At 74.7% G+C, this 20,170-nt stretch carries 4 protein-coding genes; all 4 read right to left on the reverse strand.

Annotated elements, in window-relative coordinates; genetic code table 11:
• Window positions 1-5 precede the first annotated feature (5 nt).
• The 4 genes from AS97_RS09405 to AS97_RS09420 are packed head-to-tail and all read right to left on the reverse strand — an operon-like array spanning window position 6 to window position 20,155.
• Complete coding sequence (locus AS97_RS09405; RefSeq protein ID WP_247204294.1) at window positions 6-5,417, reverse strand: type I polyketide synthase; 5,412 nt, start codon at window positions 5,415-5,417, stop codon at window positions 6-8.
• 29 nt (window positions 5,418-5,446) lie between these two features.
• Window positions 5,447-10,297, reverse strand: a complete 4,851-nt coding sequence (locus AS97_RS09410; RefSeq protein WP_210564691.1) for a type I polyketide synthase — start codon at window positions 10,295-10,297, stop codon at window positions 5,447-5,449.
• A gap of 49 nt (window positions 10,298-10,346) precedes the next feature.
• Window positions 10,347-15,347, reverse strand: a complete 5,001-nt coding sequence (locus tag AS97_RS48515; RefSeq protein WP_059149071.1) for an SDR family NAD(P)-dependent oxidoreductase — start codon at window positions 15,345-15,347, stop codon at window positions 10,347-10,349.
• 2 nt (window positions 15,348-15,349) lie between these two features.
• Window positions 15,350-20,155 (reverse strand): type I polyketide synthase, encoded by a 4,806-nt coding sequence (locus AS97_RS09420; protein WP_247204295.1) that lies wholly within the window; start codon window positions 20,153-20,155, stop codon window positions 15,350-15,352.
• Window positions 20,156-20,170: the final 15 nt, after the last annotated feature.

A 20,170-nucleotide genomic window follows, 5' to 3' on the forward strand; every position in this document is an offset into this window, starting at 1 on the left:
GGGGGTCACAGGGCGTCGAGCCAGTCGTGCACCACGGCGGCGGCCTCTCCGGCGTTCTCCGCGACGATGGTGCAGTGGTCGCCCGGGATGACGGCCTCGGTGTGCGGCAGCGGCCAGTGGGCGCGCCAGTCCTCGGTGATGGGCGGTGCCTCGGGGTCACCGGGGATGCAGTCCCCGGGGCGGAGGAACAGCGTCGGCGCCGTGATCGGCTCGGGGGTCCAGCCGCGGAACAGCTTGCGGTAGGTGCCGAGGGCCGTGAGCGAGGTGAAATTCATGGTGGTGAACCGTGCACGGCGCTCGTTGACCTCGTACGTCATAGCCTGCCGGACCGACAGGGGCATGCTGTCGGGCAGGTAGGTGTCCAGCAGGACGACGCCCTTCGCCGGGGTGCCGGTGGCCTCCAGACGGGTGGCGACGCTGTGGGCGAGCCAGCCGCTGGAGGAGTAGCCCAGCATCACGAAGGGCTTGCCGTCGGCGCAGCGCAGTGTGGCGTCGGCCAGGACCTCCACGAGGACGTCGATGCCGTCGGCGAGCGGTTCGTCGGGCAGGAAGCCGGGCACGGTCACCATCGACAGATCACGGCGGTCACGGAAGAAGGTCGACAGGCGGGCGAACTGGAGGGACTGCTCGACGGGCGCGAACGGCGGCAGGCAGACGACCACGGGGTCCCGGTCGCCCTTCGCGAGCCGTACGTAGCCGGTGCCGGTGCGGGCCTCCGAGGCGTCGGTGAAGCGCCTGCGGAGTCCGGAGGCGCCGCTGAGCAGGGCTTCGACCTCCGCCATCCGGCCGCGCAGGGCGACCTGGCGGTATACCGCCGCGAAGGATTCGGTGGCGTCGACGCTCTCCTCTCCGGCCTTTCCGGCGGCGGCCGGCGCGGAGGCGCCGTGGTCGAGCGCCTTCTGGAGGAAGGCGCAGACGTCGGTGACCGTGGGGTGGTCGAAGACCAGCATGGCGGGCAGGTCGAGGCCGGTGGCCAGGTTGAGCCTGCTGCGGACCTCGACGGCCGACAGGGAGTCGAAGCCCAGCTCCACGAAGGGCTGGTCGTCGCCGACCGAGGCCGGGTCGGTGTGCCCGAGTACCGCGGCCACCGTGCCGCGCACGAGCGCGGCCAGTTCCTCGTGCCGCTGTTCCGCGGGCAGGGCGGCCAGCCTGCGGCGTACATCTCCGTGATCGGCCGGGGAGGCCGTCTCGTCGCGTGCCGCCAACAGCTCGCGTACCCGGGGGAGTTCCCCGATCAGCGGGCGCGGCCGGGCAGCCGTATAGCCGGCGAGGAAGGGCTCCCAGTCGACGTCGGCGACGACGAGGGTGGTCTCGTTGCCGTCCAGGGCCCGTCCGAGTGCGGCGATGCCGTCGGCGGGGTCCATCGGCACCAGGCCGCGGCGACGCAACTGCCGGCCACCCTCCGGTCCGACCATGGCGGAGTCGCCCCAGACGCCCCAAGCGACGGCGGTCGCGGTGACGCCGCGGGCGCGGCGGCGTTCGGCGAGGGCGTCGAGGTAGGCGTTGCCGGCGGCGTAGGCGGCGTAGTGGCCGCTGCCCCAAACGCCCGAGACCGAGGAGAACAGCACGAAAGCGTCGAGGTCGTCGTCGTGGAAGAGTTCGTCGAGGACGTCGGCGCCCGCGGTCTTCGCGGCGGCCACGGTACGGAACTCCGCCAGGTCCATGTCGGCGAGCGGGGTGTTCTGTCCGACACCGGCGGCGTGGAAGACGGACCGGACCGGCTCGCCGTCCGCCGCGAGCCCGTGGACCAGTGCGGACATCTCCTCGCGGTCGGACACGTCGGCGGCCACGATCCGTACCCGGGTGCCCGCCTTCTCCAGTTCGGCGGCCAGGTCGGCGGCACCGGGGGCGCTGTCGCCGCTGCGTGAGAGCAGGACGAGGGAGACCGCGCCGCGGGCAGCGAGCCAGCGGGCGACGTATCCGCCCAGCGATCCCGTGCCGCCTGTGATGAGAACCGTTCCGGTGGGCTTCCAGGTGCGGCCGGTGGCGGGCGCCGGTGCGGGGACGACCCGGCGCCGCAGCACGCCGCCCGCGCGCAGCGCCACTTGGTCCTCGGCGCCGTCTCCGGTGAGCAGTCCGGCCAGCAGTCCGGTGGTGCGGTCGTCGAGGGTGCGGGGCAGGTCGATGAGGCCACCCCAGCGGTCGGGGTGCTCCAGGGAGGCGACGCGGCCCAGGCCCCAGGCGGCTGCGGGCCATGCGCGGGGCTCCTCTCCGGCAGTGGCGGCGACCGCGCCGCGGGTGAGGCACCACAGGCGGGCGCCGATCGCGGCGTCGCCGAGTGCCTGGAGGAGGACGAGCAGCGGTTCGGGCTCCTCGACCAGGGCGATCACCCCGGACAGCGGAGGTGCTCCGGCGGCGGCCTCGGCGAGCGCGGTGCCTGCCTGCGCGCGGTCGGCGCCGGTCTCGACCGTCACCACGTCGGCGAGCACGCGGGTGAGTACGCGCAGCGTGGCGGCCTGGTCCGGCACGCCGCCCGCAGGCAGGACGACGAGCCAGGTGCCGGGGGCCCGGGCGGCGGTGACGGGCTCGGCGGCCGGATGCCAGGCGACGCGGTAGCGCCAGGAGTCCTGGGCCTCGCGGCGGCGGCTGTCACGGTGCCAGCCGGCCAGCTCGGGCAGGACGGGCAGCAGGGCGGCGGGGGCGCCGAGCGTCTCGGTGAGCACATCGTGGTCCTGCTGTTCGACGGCGTCCCAGAAGCGTCCGTCGCGGTCGGTCGCGGCGTGCGCCGCGGTGTGCGGGGCGGAGCCGGTGAGCCAGTAGGTCTGGCGCTGGAAGGGGTAGGTGGGCAGGGGTACGTACGGGCGGGGTGTGAGGAGCGAGGACCAGTCCACGGGGGCGCCGTGGGCGTGGGCCTGTCCCACCGCGTGCAGCAGGGCGGACACCTCGTCCTGGGCGCGCCGTGCGCTGGGCAGGACCGTACGGTCCGCCAGCATCGGTGCCAGTACGGCGTCGGGACCGATCTCGACCAGCACATCCGCCGTACCCAGCCCGGCGACCGCATCGGCGAACCGCACCGCATGCCGCGCATGATCGACCCAGTACTCCACCGACGCGAAGGCGTGCCCGCTCTCCGCCGCCGCACTCACCGCCACCCGCGGCGCCGCGAACGACAACTCCCCGACCACCGTACGGAATTCGGCCAGCATCGGTTCCATCAACGGGGAGTGGAAGGCGTGACTGACCCGCAACCGGGTCGTACGCCGTCCCTGGTCACGCCAGTGACCGGCGACACGTTCGACTGCCTCCTCCTCGCCGGAGACGACCACGGCCCGCGGACCGTTGACGGCGGCGACGGCCACCATCGGCTCGACATCGGTCAGCATCCGGACCTCGTCCTCCGCCGCCTGTACCGCCGCCATGGCGCCGCCCTTGGGCAACTCCTGCATCAACCGCCCACGCGCCACCACCAGACGAGCCGCATCCTCCAAACTCAGCACACCCGCCACCACAGCAGCAGCGACCTCCCCCACCGAATGCCCGGCAACCGAACCGAACACCACCCCAAAGGACTCCCACAACCGCGACAACGCCACCTGATACGCGAACAACGCAGGCTGCGCGTACTCAGTACGCTCCAACACCTCCGCCGACTCCTCCCACATCACCTCACGCAGCGACCGGCCCAGCAACGGGTCCACCACCGCACACACCTCATCCAGCACCCGCGCGAACACCGCGAAACGCCCCGCCAACTCCCGCCCCATCCCCGGACACTGGGAACCCTGGCCCGAGAAGACCGCAGCCACACGCCCCTCCCCCGCCACCACCGGCACCACACCCGACAACGCCTCCACCGCACCCGCACGATCCGACACCGGCACCACGGCCCGCACCTCGAACAACGACCGCGCCGACACCAACGACCACGCCACATCCGCCAACGGCACCCCAGGACACTCACGCAAGAACCCGGCCAACGCCGCAGCCTGATCCCGCACCGCCTCCCCGGACCGCCCCGACAACACCAACGGCACCGGCCCCTCCACCACCACAGCCTCAGCAGCCGGCTCCACCACAGGAGCCTCCTCCAAGATCACATGCGCATTCGTCCCACTGATACCGAACGAAGACACACCCGCACGCCGCGGACGCCCCTCCGCCACCCACGAACGAGCAGAAGACAACAGACGCACCTCACCACCACCCCAGTCCACGGCGTCCGTCGGGGTATCGGCATGCAAGGTGGGCGGGAGGGTGCCGTGCCGCATGGCCTGCACCATCTTGATGATGCCGACGACTCCGGCGGCCGACTGGGTGTGACCGATGTTGGACTTCAGCGAGCCCAGCCACAGCGGACGCTCCGCCTCACGGTCCCGGCCGTAGGTCGCCAGCAGCGCCTGCGCCTCGATCGGGTCGCCCAGCTGGGTGCCCGTGCCGTGCGCCTCCACCGCGTCCACGTCCGACGGACCGAGACCGGCACTGGTCAGTGCGTCGAGGATGACCCGCTGCTGCGACGGGCCGTTGGGCGCGGTGAGCCCGTTGGACGCGCCGTCCTGGTTGACCGCGGAACCCCGTACCACCGCCAGCACCCGGTGCCCCTTACGGCGGGCCTCCGAAAGCCGCTCCACCACGAGCATGCCGACGCCCTCGGACCAGCCGGTGCCGTCGGCTTCGGCGGAGAAGGACTTGCAGCGCCCGTCGCGTGCGAGGCCGCCCTGGCGGCTGAACTCCACGAAGACGCTGGGGGCGGCCATGACGGTCACCCCTCCGGCGAGCGCCAGGTCGCACTCGCCGCGACGCAGCGCCTGGCAGGCCAGGTGCAGGGAGACCAGCGACGAGGAACAGGCCGTGTCGATCGTCAGGGAGGCGCCCTCCAGGCCGAGGGTGTAGGAGAGACGGCCGGACAGCAGCGACGTGGAGACGCCGGTGATGCCGTAGCCCTCGACGCCGACACCGCCGCTCTGGACGTCGAAGCCGTAGCCCTGGGTGGCGGCTCCCACCCAGACCGAGGTCCGGCTGCCCCGGAGCGTGCCGGGAACGATCCCGGCATCCTCCAGGGCCTCCCAGGTGGTCTCCAGGAGCAGCCGCTGCTGCGGGTCCATGCCCAGCGCCTCGCGCGGAGAGATACCGAAGAACGCGGCGTCGAAGCGGCCCGCGCCGTAGAGGAAGCCGCCCTCACGGGTGTACGTGGTGCCGGGCCGCTCGCCGCTGGGGTCGTAGATGCCCTCGGTGTCCCAGCCCCGGTCGGTGGGGAACCCGGAGATGGCGTCGGTACCCGACTCGACCAGCTCCCACAGCTGGTCCGAGGTACTGACGCCGCCGGGCGCCCGCACACCGGCGCCGACGATGGCGATCGGTTCGTTCTGCCGGGCCTCGTGGTCGCCGAGGCGCTTGTTGGCCTGCCGCAGTTCGTTGGTGAGCTGCTTGATGAAGTGGCGCATCCGGCTCTCTGCGGACGCGCTGGTCTCTGGGGGCATGGCGAGAAGCCTTTCGGGAGCGGGCCGGGTCAGGAGATGCCGAACTCGCGGCCGAGGGCATCGAACAGTTCGTCGTCGGAGGCGGTGTCGGTGCCGGTGCCATCGGGGTCCGCCGGCTCCGTACCGGCGTCCGGCGCCGTGAGCTGTCCGGTCTCCTTCCAGCGGGTCAGGAGGCTGGTGAGCCGCATGGTGATGCGGGACCGGGCGACGGAGTCGGTCTCCAGTCCGGCCAGAGCGGTCTCCAGCCGGTCGAGGGCGGTCTCGGCACCGTCCTCGGCGAGACCTTCGGCGGCACGCAGCTCGCCGAGCAGGAAGGCGGCGGTGGCGGCCGGTGACGGGTGGTCGAACGCCAGGGTCACCGGTGTGGTCAGACCGGTCCTGGCGTCCAGTCGCTTGCGCAGGCCGACCGAGGCCAGGGAGTCGAAGCCCAGGTCGCGGAAGGAGCGGTTGGTCTCCACCTGCTGGGGGTCGGACAGACCGAGTTCGGCGGCGGCCTCGGTGCACACCAGGTCCAGCAGGGCGCCCTTCCACTCGTCGGGACCGAGGGACCCGAGCCGGGCGCGGAAGTCCTCCGCGGCGGCCGTGTCGGCTGTCCGCGCGCCCTCGCGCAGCGCCCGTACCTGCTCCAGGTCCTCGATCAGCGGCCGGCGGCGGGCGGCGGTGTAGCCGGCGGCGAAGGGCTCCCAGTCGACGTCGGCGACGGTCACCGTGTCCTGTCCGGCGTCCAGGGTGCGCTGGAGGGAGGCGATGGCGCGCTCCGGGGGGATGGCGCCCAGGCCGATACGGCGCAGGACGTCGGCCGTCCCCGCGTCGACCATGCCCGCGTCGGCCCAGATGCCCCAGGCGACCGAGGTGCCGGCGGCTCCACGGGCGCGGCGCCGCTCGACCAGGGCATCGAGGTAGGCGTTCCCCGCGGCGTAGGCGCCGCTCTGTGCGCTGCCCCAGATGGCGGAGATGGAGGAGAAGACGACGAAGGCGTCGAGTTCGCTGTCGCGCAGCAGGTCGTCCAGGACCTCGGCGCCCGCGACCTTGGCGGAGGTGACGGCCTGGAACTCCTGCGCGGTCATGTCCTCCAACGCGGTGTTCTGAGCGATCCCGGCGGCGTGGAAGACCGAGCGGACCGGCTCGCCCTCGGCGGCGAGCGTGTCCAGCACCCGGGACATCTCGTCCCGGTCGGCGACATCGGCGGCCAGCACCCGCACCGGGGTGCCCCCGTCGCGCAGTTCGGCGGCCAGTTCCGCGGCGCCCGGCGCTTCGGGGCCGCGCCGCGACAGCAGCACCAGCGAGCAGTTGCCGTGCCGGGCCAGCCAACGGGCCAGATGGCCGCCGATCGCTCCCGTGCCGCCGGTGACCAGCACGGTGCCGGAGGGCTTCCAGCCGCCACCGGCGGGCCGTGCGGCGGCGGTGGTGAGACGGCGGACGTACAGGCCGTCGGGCCGCAGGGCCAGCTGGTCCTCGGGGCCGGCCTCGGCCAGGACGGCGGCCAGCATGGCGTCCGCGTCCTCGCCGGTACTCCCGGCGGGCAGGTCCACGAGTCCGCCCCACGCCCCGGGGCGCTCCAGGCTGATCACCCGGCCCAGTCCCCACAGGGCGGCACCGGCCGGGTCGGGGGCCGGGTCGGAGGCGGACGCGGCCACCGCGCCGCGGGTGAGGCACCACAGCGGGGCCTCAGTCCGGGTGTCGCCGAGCGCCTGGACCAGGGTAAGCACCTCTCCGGCGCCGTGCCCGGCGTACAGCACCCCGTCGAAGGGGCCCTCCAGAGCCGCCAGCCGTCCGGTGAGCGCCGCGCGGTCGCCGAGGGCCGCGGGCAGTACGGCGGTGTCCTCGAAGATCTCCGCGGCGGGCAGCTCGGCCAGGTCACCGGCCAGCAGCCAGCGGCCGGGCACCCGCGCGGCCGCCGGAGGGATCTCGGTGGTGCGCCAGATGACCCGGTAGCGCAGCGCGTCCAGGTCGGAGTGCAGCCGCCGCTCGCGCCGCCAGCGGGCGAGCGCGGGCACGACCTGCGGCAGGCCCTCCCCGGTGCCGAGGTCGGCGGCGAGCCGGTCGAGGTCCTGACGCTCCACGGCCTCCCAGAAGCGGGCGTCGGCGTCGGAGAGCCGGGCCGCGGACGGCATGAGCCAGTAGTGCTCGTGCTGGAAGGCGTGGGTGGGCAGAATGACCTGCTCGCCGCGGGCAAGGACGCGGGTGAGGTCCGCGGGCAAGCCCTGCACGTATCCCTCCAGGAGGGACAGCAGCATACGGTCGGCGCCGCCGGAGTCGCGGCGCAGCGAACCGGTCACGACGCCCTCATGGTCGGCGGCCTCCAGGGTCTGCTGGACGCCGACGGCCAGCAGCGGGTGTGTGCTGGCCTCGACGAAGAAGGTGAACCCGTCAGCGGCCATGGCCTCGACAGCTTCCTGGAAGCGCACGGTCTCGCGCAGGTTGCGGTACCAGTACTCGGCGCCAAGTTCCCGGCCCTCGGTCCGGGCGCCGGTGACGGTGGAGTACAGCGGTATGTCGGTGTCGCGGGGCTCGACGTCCTTCAGGGCGGCGAGGAGATCCCCGCGGACCGACTCGACCTCGGGCGAGTGCGAGGCGTAGTCGACGTCGATCCACCAGGCCCACACGCCGTCGGCCATGCACTGCTTGGCGAAGGCCCGCAGTGCGTCCTTCTCCCCGGAGACGACGGCCGAGTCGGGGCCGTTGACGGCGGCGATGGACAGCGCGTCGGCCCAGGGGGCGACGGCCTCGGCGACACGCGGCGCCGACAAGCCGACGGACAGGGCCCGGCCGCGCCCGGACAGCCCGGCCAGCAGCCGGGAGCGGGCCACCACGACCCGGGCGGCGTCCTCCAGGGACAGCGCGCCGGTGACGCAGGCGGCGGCGACCTCGCCCTGCGAGTGCCCGACGACGCCGTGCACCGGCACGCCCCAGGACTGCCAGACCCGGGCCAGGGAGACCATCACCGCGAAGAGGGCGGGCTGGACAACGTCCACCCGTTCCAGAAGCTCCTCGTCCTTGCCGGTGACGGCCTCGACGAGGGACCAGTCCACCAGCGGGTCCAAAGCCGCCGCGCACTCGCGCAGCGCGTCGGCGAACACCGGTACGGAGGCGTACATGTCGCGGGCCATACCGGTCCACTGCGCGCCCTGGCCGGGGAACATCAGCGCCACCCTGCCGTCGGCGGCGGTGCCGCGGACCACGCCGAGCGGCAGGCTCTCGTCGCCGGTCAGCGACTCCAGCCCGGCCAGCAGGGTCTCGCGGTCGGCGGCCAGCACCGCCGAGCGGTGGTGGAACGGCGAGCGGGTGGTGACCAGCGACCAGGCGACGTCGCCGACAGGGACGCCGGGGTGCGCCAGCAGGTGGTCACGGAGGCGGGCGGCCTGGCCCCGCAGGGCGGCGGGGGACTTGGCCGACAGCACGACGGGCGACGGCCCGGCCACGGCGGCCGGATCGTCCGTTCCCTCCGCTCCGCCGACTCCGTCCTCGCAGACGCGGGCGTCGTGCTCCAGCACCACATGGGCGTTGGTACCGCTCATGCCGAACGCGGAGACCGCTGCCCGGCGCGCGCGGTCCACCTCCGGCCAGGGCAGCGCCTCGGTGAGCAGCTCGACATGCCCGGCCGACCAGTCCACCTCCGGTGTCGGGGCGCTGACGTGCAGGGTCTTGGGCATGACACCGTGCTGGAGGGCCATGACGGTCTTGATGATCCCCGCGGCGCCCGCGGCGGCCTGGGTGTGGCCGATGTTGGACTTCAGCGAGCCGAGCCGCAGCGGACGTGCGGCGTCGCGGTCCTGGCCGTACACCTCCAGCACGGTCTGGGCCTCGATCGGATCGCCGAGCGGCGTCGCGGTGCCGTGCGCCTCGACCAGGTCCACCTGGTCGGGGGTGACGCGGGCGGCGGCCAGCGCGGCTTCGATCACCCGGCGCTGCGAGGGGCCGTTGGGAGCGGTCAGGCCGTTGGAGGCGCCGTCCTGGTTGAGGGCCGTGCCGCGGATCACCGCCAGCACCTGGCGGCCGTTGCGCCGTGCGTCCGACAGCCGCTCCAGGACCAGCATGCCGCAGCCCTCGGACCAACTGGTGCCGTCCGCGTCGGCGGAGAAGGACTTGCAGCGGCCGTCGGGGGCCAGGGCGCGCTGCCTGCTGTACTCGCTGAACACCGTCGGGGTGGCGATCACGGCGACGCCGCCGGTCAGCGCGAGCCCGCACTCGCCGCGGCGCAGCGCCTCGCAGGCCAGGTGGAGGGCGACCAGCGCCGAGGAGCAGGCGGTGTCCACCGTCATCGCCGGGCCTTCCAGCCCGAGGGTGTACGAGACACGGCCCGAGGCGATGCTGGGCGCGGTGCCGGTGACCAGGTGGCCCTCGACCTCGGTCGGTACGGACCCGCCCGCGCCGTAGTTGTGCGCCGACAGGCCGACGAACACGCCGGTGTCGGTACCGCGCAGCGAGGCGGGGGCGATACGGGTCCGCTCCAGCGCCTCCCAGCTGATCTCCAGCAGCAGCCGTTGCTGCGGGTCCATCGCGAGGGCCTCGCGCGGGGAGATCCCGAAGAACCCGGCGTCGAACGCGGCGGCGTCCTTGAGGAAGCCGCTCTCGGTGACGTAGCTCTTGCCGGGCCGGTCGGGGTCCGGGTCGTAGAGGTCCTCCAGCGGCCAGCCGCGGTCGCCGGGCAGCGGGCCGATCGCGTCACCGCCGGTGGCGACCAGCTCCCACAGATCCTCGGGCGAGCGGACGTCCCCCGGGAACCGGCAGCCCATGCCGACGATGGCGACGGGCTCGGCGGCGCGGTCGCGTTCCTCCTGCAGCCGCTGCCGGGTGCGGCGCAGGTCGTTGGTGACGCGCTTGAGGTACTCGCGGTACTTCTGCTCGTCGAAGCGGGCGTCGGGGGCGGGTTCGGGCACGGCGGGGTCTCCTCGGGCGGTACGGGCGGGGCGGGGGCGGGGGCGGGGCTCAGTCCATGCCCAGCTCCCGGTCCACCAGGGCGAAGATGTCCTCGTCGTCCACGTCGTCCTCGGGCTCGCCGGTGTCACCGGCCGCTCCCGGTACGTCCTCCAGTCCGTCGGTCCACCGCCACAGCAGGGCGCGCATCCGGTCCGTGACGCGCCGCCGCTCCTCGCCCTGCGGGTCCTGTTCCGCCAGCAGCCGGGCGAGCTGGTCGATACCGGTGTCGACCGGGGAGACGGCCCGCTCGGGCGCCAGGCGTCCGGCGAGGTGCTGGGCGAGCCCGGTCGGAGAGGGGAAGTCGAACACCACGCCCGCGGGCAGGGTGAGGCCGGTGGCGGCGGTGAGCCGGCTGCGCAGTTCGACCGCGGTGAGCGAGTCGAAGCCCAGGTCGGTGAAGGCCTGGTCGGCTTGGACCGCGGAGGCCGAGGAGTGGCCGAGGACTTCGGCCGCCTTCTGCCGTACGAGGGCCAGCAGCCTGGTCTCGCGGTCGGCCGGGGACAGGGCGGCCAACTCGTCGCGCAGTGCGGTGTCCTGCTGGGCCCGCGCGGAGGCGGTTCGGCCCGCCAGCCGGTGCAGCAGGGCCGGCAGGTCGGGCGCGTCGGCGCGTGACCGCAGCACCCGTACGTCGAGGCGGGCCGGGAGGAGGACGGCGTCACCGTCACCGCCGGTGGCGGCGTCGAACAGGTCCAGGCCGAGCCGGGTGGGGAGCTGGCCGAGCCCGATCCGGCCCATCCGGCGCACGTCGGTGCCGGTAACCGAGGCGGTCAGGCCGCTGCTCTGCTGCCACAGGCCCCAGGCCAGGGAGACGGCGGGCAGCCCCGCAGCCCTGCGGTGCTGGGCGAGGCCGTCGAGGAAGGCGTTGGCGGCGGCGTAGTTGCCCTGGCCGGGTGCGCCCAGGACGCCCGCGGCGGAGGAGAACATCACGAAGGCGGCCAGGTCCAGGTCCGCGGTGGCCCGGTGCAGTGCCCAGGCGGCGTCGGCCTTGGGGCGCAGCACGTCGGACAGGGTGTTCGGCCTGAGCGCTTGGATCACGGCGTCGTCGAGCACACCGGCGGCGTGCACGACGGCGGTGAGCGGGTGCTCGGGGGCCACGGTGGCCAGCAGCTCGTCCACGGCGCCGGGGAGGGTCAGGTCGCATGCCTCCACCGTCACGCCCGCGCCGAGTTCGGCGCACAGTTCCTCCGCGCCTTCGGCGGCCATACCCTTGCGGCTGACCAGCAGCAGGTGCCGGATGCCGCAGGCGGTGACGAGGTGGCGGGCGATCAGCTTGCCCAGACCGCCGGTGCCGCCGGTGATCAGGACGGTGCCCTCGGGGTTCCAGCCCGCGGCGGCCGGGCCGCGGGCGGGGAGCGTGTCGTCCTGCGCGGCGGCCTCCCGGGGGGCGGGCGGCTCGGCGCGCACCAGCCGCGCGATGTGTGGGCGACCCTCACGGATGGCGTACTGGGTCTCGCCGTCCGCCAGCGCGGCCGGGACGGCCATGGCGGACACCGGCCGGTCGTCCAGGTCGACCAGGACGAAGCGGTCCGGGTGTTCGGACTGCGCGGAGCGCACCAGGCCCCACACCGCGGCCTGCACCGGGTCGGCCGGGGCGCCGTCACCGATGCTCACCGCTCCCCGGGTCAGGAGGACCAATCGGCTGCCGGACATGTGGTCGGCGGCCAGCCAGTGCTGGAGCGTCTCCAGGGCCCGGCCGAGTGCCTCGTGGGCCTCCTGTGCCGAGTCGCCGCTGCCGTCGACGGGCCACCACAGGGCCACGGTGTCCGGGGGCGTGTCCTGGTCCGCGGTGACCTCCGGCAGGGTGGCGCCGGTGGCGGTGACGGTGACGCCGCTCCACAGGTCGGCCGAGTGGCCGGGGTCGCCGACGACGGCCCAGCGCTGCCCGGCAGGCTCGGCCTGCTCATCGCAGGGGGCCCAGTCCAGCCGGAACAGGCTGTCGCGCATCTCGCGGTCGGCGGCGGATCCGGCTTCGCCCAGCGGGCGTACGGTCAGGGCGCCGACGGTGGCCACCGGCAGGCCCTCGCCGTCCGCCAGGTCGAGCGCGGCGGGTTCCCCCTCGCCGCCACGGACCCGGACCCGCAGCCGGGTGGCGCCGCTCGCGTGCAGGCCGACGCCCTCCCACAGGAACGGCAGTACGGGGGTGGTGTCCGCGCCGCCCCGCAGCGCCAGGGTGTGCAGGGCGCTGTCGAACAGGGCCGGGTGCAGGCCGAACCGGCGGGCCGCGCCGTGGGCCCGCTCGTCCAGCTCCACCTCGGCGTACAGCTCGCCGTCCGCGGCCCAGGCCCGGGTCAGGCCGCGGAACAGCGGCCCGTAGTCCAGTCCGGCAGCGGACAGCCGTGCATAGAGCCCGGTGGTCTCCAGGGGTTCGGCGGCGGGCGGCGGCCAGGGCGCCGCGTCGGCCGGTGCCGGCAGGCCGGGCGCCAGGGTGCCCGACGCGTGGCGGGTCCACTCGGTGTCCGCCGTGGCGCGGGAGTGCACGGTTACGGCGCGGGCGCCGCGGGCGTCCGGGGCTGCCGCCGCCACCCGCAACAGCCGCGCCTCGCCGGTCTCCAGGACCAGCGGCGTCTCCAGGACGAGCTGTTCCACCTGGTCACAGCCGGTGGCGCGGGCCAGGTGCAGGGCCAGCTCGACGAGGCCGGTGCCGGGTACGAAGACGCGGCCGTCGACGACGTGTTCGGCCAGCCACGGCTGCGCGGACAGCGACAGCCGCCCGGAGGCGGACACCGAGTCGTCGTCCACTCCGCCGATCAGTGCGCCGAGCAGCGGGTGTCCGGCGTCCTCCAGACCGGCCGCCGCCAGGTCGGCCGCGGCCCGGCCGTCCGGCCAGAAGCGGGTGTGCCGGAACGGGTAGCCGGGCAACGGCACGGGGGCGGCCGGCACGCCGTCGTAGGTGCGCGTCCAGTCCACCGGTACGCCGCGCAGCCACAGGTCCGCGAGGGCCGACAGCAGTGCGCCGCGGTCGGCCGGGGCGGCCGGCCCGGGGCCTGCCTGCACCGTGATCCGGAGTGCCGCGGCGGCGGGCGGTTCGGCGGACGGCAGCGGTTCCCGGCCCGTGGCCTGCTCCAGCGTCAGGCCGCCGTTGAGGTAGGCGGCGACGCGCGCGCCGTCGCCGTCCCCGGTGCACCACACCGGTGCCACGCCGTGTGCCTGCCACATGCGGGCGGCTGCGAGCAGCCCGGTGAACGACGTCAGCTGCCCGCCGTCGCCCTCCTGCGCGGTGTCCAGCGGGTCCTGGCCGGAGCTCTCCGTCACCTCGGTGCGCGCCCGTTCCAGCGCGGCGGCGTAGGCCGGTAGAGCGGCGGCCCAGGCCCGGACCTGTCCGGGCGTGCCGGGGCCGGGCTCGGGCAGGTGCAGGACGACCTCGGGGGTCTCGTCGGCCTCCGCGTACGGCGGGGTGTCCAGCAGCGCGGCGGCCATCCGGCCGGTCTCCTCACCGATCACGACGGCGCGGTGCGCGAGGCGCCCGGCGCGTCCGGCGAGGGCGGTGCCGATGCCCGCCGCCGGTCCGCCGATACGCGCGACCGCGGCGCAGCGGGCCTCCAGCGCCTCGCGGGTACGGGCCGACAGCACCCAGGCGACCGGGGTGGCCGGGGCAGGGGCCGCCGTCTCCTGCGGCGTCTCCTCCCTCGGTGCCTCCTCCAGGATGATGTGGGCGTTGGTGCCGCTGATGCCGAACGAGGAGACACCGGCCCGGCGGACGCGCTCCCCGGCGGGCCACTCGCGTTCCTCGGTCAGCAGCTGTACACCGCCGCTGCTCCAGTCGACGTGCGGGCTCGGCCGGTCCACGTGCAGGGTGCGCGGCAGTACACCGTTGCGCATCGCCAGCACCATCTTGATGATCCCGGCGGCACCGGCCGCGGCCTGGGTGTGGCCGAGGTTGGACTTCAGCGAGCCGAGCCACAGCGGGTCGCTCCCTGCCCGCTCCCGGCCGTAGGTGGCCAGCAGTGCCTGGGCCTCCACGGGGTCGCCGAGCCGGGTGCCGGTGCCGTGCGCCTCGACCGCGTCGACCTGGGCCGGGGAGAGCCCGGCGGCGGCGAGCGCCTGCCGGATCACCCGCTGCTGCGAGGGACCGTTGGGTGCGGTCAGGCCGTTGGACGCGCCGTCGGAGTTGACCGCGGAGCCGCGTACCACGGCGAGTACCTGGCGGCCGGCCCGGCGGGCGTCCGACAGCCGCTCCAGGGCAAGCAGTCCGGCGCCCTCGGCCCAGCCGGTGCCGTCCGCGGCCTCCGCGAAGGGCTTGCAGCGCCCGTCCGGGGCGAGTCCGCGCTGGCGGGAGAACTCGATGAACATCAGCGGGCTGGCGATCACCGTGGCGCCGCCGGCCAAGGCCAGGTCGCACTCGCCGGCCCGCAGCGCGCGGCAGGCGAGGTGCAGGGCGACCAGCGACGAGGAGCATGCGGTGTCGACGGTGAGGGAAGGCCCCTCCAGGCCGAAGGTGTAGGCGACCCGGCCGGAGGCCACCGACATCGCGTTGCCGGTGGCCAGATGGCCGCGGGTCTCCCCCGCGGACTGTGCCGCCGTGGTCAGGTAGTCCTGTGCTCCAGCGCCGACGAAGACACCGGTGCGGGAGCCGCGCAGAGCCGCCGGGTCGGTGCCCAGCGCCTCGAAAAGGTCCCAGGAGGTCTCCAGCAGCAGCCGCTGCTGCGGGTCCATGGCCAGGGCCTCGCGCGGGGACAGTCCGAAGAACTCCGCGTCGAACCCGGGGGCGTCCTCCAGAAAGCCGCCGTTGTTCACGTAGCAGGTGTCAGGCCGCTCCGGGTCCGGGTCGTAGACGGCCTCCAGGTCCCAGCCGCGGTCCGTGGGAAAGTCGCCGATCACGTCACGGCCTTGGCTCAGGACATCCCACAACTGCTCGGGCGTGTCCACCTGTCCGGGGAACCGGCAGCTCATGGCGGTGATGGCGATCGGTTCCGCGGCGGCCTCCTCGACCACACGCAGGCGTTCACGCGTCTCGTGCAGTTCGGTGCTGACCTTGCGCAGGTAGCCGAGCAGTTCGCGTTCACTGGTCATAGTCAGTTCACCTCGTCGGGCGCGGTGATGCCCAGTTGGTCGGTGATGAAGTCGATGACGTCACCGGCGGTGGAGTCGCCGTCCAGGACGGCCGGGGCGCTGCTGTCGGAGCGTCCGCCGCCTTCCAGCCTCCGTTCCAGCTCGCGTAGTCGGGCGGTGACGATGCCGCGCCCGTCGCGGTCGAGGTCGGCGGCGCTGAGCAGCGCGTCGAGCCGGTCGATCTCGCCGAGCAGGGTCTCGGGCCCGGCGGAGATCTCGCGCAGCGTCTCGGTGTGCAGGAAGGCGGCCAGGGCCTCGGGCGTCGGATGGTCGAAGACGAGCGTGGCGGGCAGCTCGACGCCCGTGACGCGGTCGAGCCGGTTGCGCAGCTCGACGGCGGTGAGGGAATCGAAGCCCAGGGCCTGGAAGGTGCGGTCGGGCGGAAGCTGCCGCCCGTCGGTGTGCCCCAGGGTGGCGGCGATCTCGGTGCGCAGGGTCTCCAGGAGTACGGTCCGCTGTTCGCCCTCGGTCCGGCCAACCAGGCGCTGGACGAGGGTGCCCTCGGCGGTGGCGGTGCCCGGCCCGGCGGTGAGTTCCGCGAGCTGCGGGCTGGGGCGCGCGGCGCAGACCTTGGCCGCGTAGGCGTCCCAGTCCACGTCGGCGACGAGCAGCGAAGGGGTGGACTCGCCGATGGCCTGCCACAGGGCCTCCAGGGCGTGCGGCGCGGGCATGGGCCGCAGGCCCGCGCGGCGCAGCTGCCCGGTGTCCACCCGTCCGGCCATGCCCTCTTCGGCCCAGGGGCCCCAGGCGACGGAGGTGGCGGGCAGGCCGAGCGCGCGCCGGTGCTCGGCGAGCGCGTCCAGATGGGCGTTGGCCGCGGCGTAGTTGCCCTGTCCGGCGTTGCCCAGCACTCCGGACAGCGAGGAGAACAGCACGAATGCGTCGAGCGGGAGGTGCTTCGTCAGCTCGTGCAGATGGTCGGCGGCGGTAGCCTTGGGCGCCGCGACACGAGCGAACCGTCCGGCGTCCTGACCGTCCAGCACGCCGTCGTCGAGGACTCCGGCGGTGTGGAAGACGGCACTCAGGGGCTGCCCGGCCGGTACGGACTCCAGCAGCGAGGCGAGCGCGTCACGGTCGGAGACGTCGCAGGCGGCGAGGGTCACGGTGGCACCGAGGGCTTCCAGTTCGGCGCGCAGCGGTTCCGCGCCGGGGGCCTGCGGTCCGCGGCGCCCGGCGAGGAGCAGATGGACGTCTCCGCGGGCGGCCAGCGCTCGGGCCACGTGGGCGCCGATGCCGCCGGTGCCGCCGGTGACCAGGACGGTCCCGTGCGGGTTCAGCGGCTCCGCCGGGGCCATGGGCAGCCGGGCGATGCGGCGGGCCAGCAGCCCGCCGGAGCGCACCGCGAGCTGGTCCTCGGCGCCGGTGAGCGCTGCGGCCAGCAGTCCGCCGGTGCTCTCGTCACCGGCCGCGGGCAGGTCCACCAGGCCGCCCCAGCGGTCCGGGTGCTCCAGGGCCACGACCCGGCCGAGTCCCCACACCTGTGCGGCGTCCGGGTCGGGCGCGCCGTCCCCGGCGTCGACGGCTCCGCGGGTGAGGCACCACAGCGGTGCGGTGATCCGGGCGTCGCCGAGGGCCTGTACGAGGGTGAGGGTGGCGGCGGCCGCACCGGACGGGCGGTCCAGGGCCAGGGTGCTGAGCACGCCCTCGGCCGGTCCGGCGGCGGCGAGCGCCGCGGCGAGGCCGTCCCGGCCGGAGTGCGTCCCGACCGGTACCACGCGGGCGCCCTGGGAGGTGAGCCACTCGGCGGCCTGCTCGTGCCCGCCGTTCCCGACGAGGAGCCAGGTGCCGGACACAGTGCGGCCGGTGGCGGGTACGGGCCGCCACGCGGCCGTGTAGCGCCAGCCTCCGGCGGGTGTGGCGGCGGCGGACAGCCGCTCCTGGAGCGCGGGCAGGACGGTGGCCAGGCCGGCGTCCTCGGGCAGGCCGAGTTCGCCGGTCAGCGCGGCCGGTCCGGCGGCCAGCAGCTCCCGCAGACGGGTGTCCTGGGCCCTGGCGCCCCCGGCGGGGACGTCCAGCCAGTGCCGTTCGCGCTGGAAGGGGTACGTCGGCAGGTCGAGGTGACCCGCGCCGTCCCCGGGCAGCAGCGCGGCCCAGTCGGGCTCCGTGCCCTGGCAGTACAGCCGGGCCAGGGCGGTGAGCGCGGCCTGCGGCTCGGGCAGGTCCCGGCGCAGCAGCGGCACGGACAGCGTGTCCCGGTCGGTCAGGCAGTCCGTGAGCATGCCCGTCAGGACCCCGTCGGGCCCGAGTTCGAGGAAGGCGGTGACACCGTCGGCCTCGAGGATCTGCGCGCCTTGGTGGAACCGAACGGCCTCCCGTACGTGCCGCACCCAGTAGGCGGGGTCGGCGAGGTCCTCAGCGGTGGCGAAGGCGCCGGTGACGTTCGAGACGAGCGGGACGGACGGTGCGGAGCGGCGGACCGAGGAGGTGACGGCGAGGAAATCGTCGAGCATGGGGTCCATGCGCGGGGAGTGGAAGGCGTGGCTGACGTTGAGCAGCTTGACGGGGCGGCCCCGGCCCCGCCAGGCGTCGGCGACCTCGCCGACGGCGTCCTCGTCGCCGGAGATCACGACCGCACGGGGGCCGTTGACGGCGGCCAGGCCCAGCCGGTCCTCCCTGCCGTCGAGCAGGGCGCGCACCTCGGCCTCCGAGCCCTTGAGGGCGGCCATCGCGCCGCCGCCGGGCAGGGCCTGCATCAGCCGGCCGCGGGCGGCGACCACCGCGCAGGCGTCGGGCAGGGACCAGACCCCGGCGATCCGGGCCGCGGCGAGTTCGCCGATGGAGTGGCCCAGCAACCGGTCGGGACGGATCCCCCAGCTGTCCAGCAGGGCGGCCTGGGCTACCTGGAGGGCGAACAGCGCGGGCTGGGCGTACTCGGTACGGTCAAGCAGGGGGGAGCCTTCCAGGACCACTTCGCGCAGAGGTTCCGCCAGATGCGGTGCGAACGCCTCGCACACCTCGTCGTAGCCGGCGGCGAACGCGGGGAAGGTCTCGTACAGCTCCTTGCCCATACCGGGGCGTTGGCTGCCCTGGCCAGTCAGGACGTAGGCGAGGCGCCCGGCGGGCCGGGCGGTACCGGTCATCGCCCGGCGTGTCTCCATGCCCCCGGCCAGGGCTGCCAGCCCCTCCTCCAGGGCCGGCAGGTCGTCGCCCAGGACGACGGCCCGGTGCTCGAAGCGGCTGCGGGTGGTGGCCAGGGCGCGGGCGGTCCGGTAGGGGTCGGTGCCGGGCCGGGCGGCGGACCACTTCAGCAGTGCGGCGGCCTGCTCGCGCAGCGCCTCTCCGGTGCGGGCGGACAGCAGCCACGGGGCGGGGCCGCCTACGGCGGCCGGGGCGGCGCCGGACGGCTCCTGCGTGTCCGGGGCGGCGGGGGCGGGAGCCTCCTCGATGAGGACGTGGGCGTTGGTGCCGCTGATGCCGAAGGAGGAGACCCCGGCACGCCGGGGGCGGTCGGCGCTGCGTGTCCAGGAGCGGACCTCGGTCAGCGGCAGGACGGTGCCCGGCGACCAGTCGACCTGGTCGCTGGGCGGGTCGGCGTGCAGGGTCGGCGGGAGCGTCCCGTGCCGCAGCGCCATGGCGACCTTGATCACCCCGGCGACGCCGGAGGCGGCCTGGGTGTGGCCGATGTTGGACTTCACCGAGCCGATGAGGAGGGGGCTCGCGGGGTCTCGGACCGGGCCGTGCACGGCGAGCAGCGCGCGGGCCTCGATGGGGTCTCCGAGTGCGGTGCCGGTGCCGTGCGCCTCGATCAGGTCCACGTCTCCGGCGGACCACCCGGCGGCGTCCAGCGCGGCGCGCAGGACCCGCTCCTGCGAGGGGCCGTTGGGCGCGGTGATGCCGTTGGAGGCGCCGTCCTGGTTGACGGCCGAGCCGGTGATGACGGCGAGCACGGGGCGGCCGAGCCGGTGGGCGTCGGAGAGCCGTTGCAGCAGTAGCATGCCCGCACCCTCGGCGAGGCCGAAGCCGTCGGCACCGGCCCCGAACGCCTTGCAGCGGCCGTCGGGGGCGAGCGCGCGCTGCCGGCTGAACTCGGAGAAGGCCGTCGGTGTGGTCAGCACCGTCACCCCGCCCGCCAGGGCGGCGGTGCACTCGCCGTTGCGCAGGGCCTGCGCGGCCTGGTGCAGGGCGACGAGCGAGGAGGAGCAGGCGGTGTCCACGGTCACCGACGGCCCCTGGAGGCCCAGGGCGTAGGAGATCCGGCCGGACACCACGGCACCGGTGGAGCCGGTGACGACGTAGCCCTCGGCTGCTTCACCCGCGTCCGCGAGCACCTGGCCGTAGTCCTGGATGTTGGATCCGGCGAACACGCCGGTGGTGCTGCCGCGGAGCGTGCGCGGGTCGATCCCGGCCCGCTCCACCGCCTCCCAGCAGACCTCCAGCAGCAGCCGCTGCTGCGGGTCCATGGCGGCGGCCTCGCGGGGCGAGATGTCGAAGAACTCGGCGTCGAACTGGTCGGCGTCGTGCACGAAGCCGCCGGCCCGGCTGTAGCTGCGCCCGGAAGCGTCCGGGTCCGGGTCGTACATCCCGGCGACGTCCCAGCCGCGGTTGACGGGCAGCCCGGTGATGGCGTCACCGCCCCGCGCGACCAGATCCCACAGGTCCTCGGGCGTGCGGACCCCGCCGGGGTAGCGGCAGGCCGCCGCCACGACGGCGATCGGTTCGCGGGCGCGGTCCTCCAGTTCGCGGACCCTGGTCTGTGCGTCGCGCAGGTCCGCGCTCATCCTGCGCAGATGCCGTCCGAGGCGTTCCTCGGTGCTGTGGTCGTTGCTCACTTCTTCTCTCCCACC

It is taken from the genome of Streptomyces sp. AgN23 (assembly GCF_001598115.1).
GTDB classification, from domain to species: Bacteria; Actinomycetota; Actinomycetes; order Streptomycetales; family Streptomycetaceae; genus Streptomyces; species Streptomyces antimycoticus.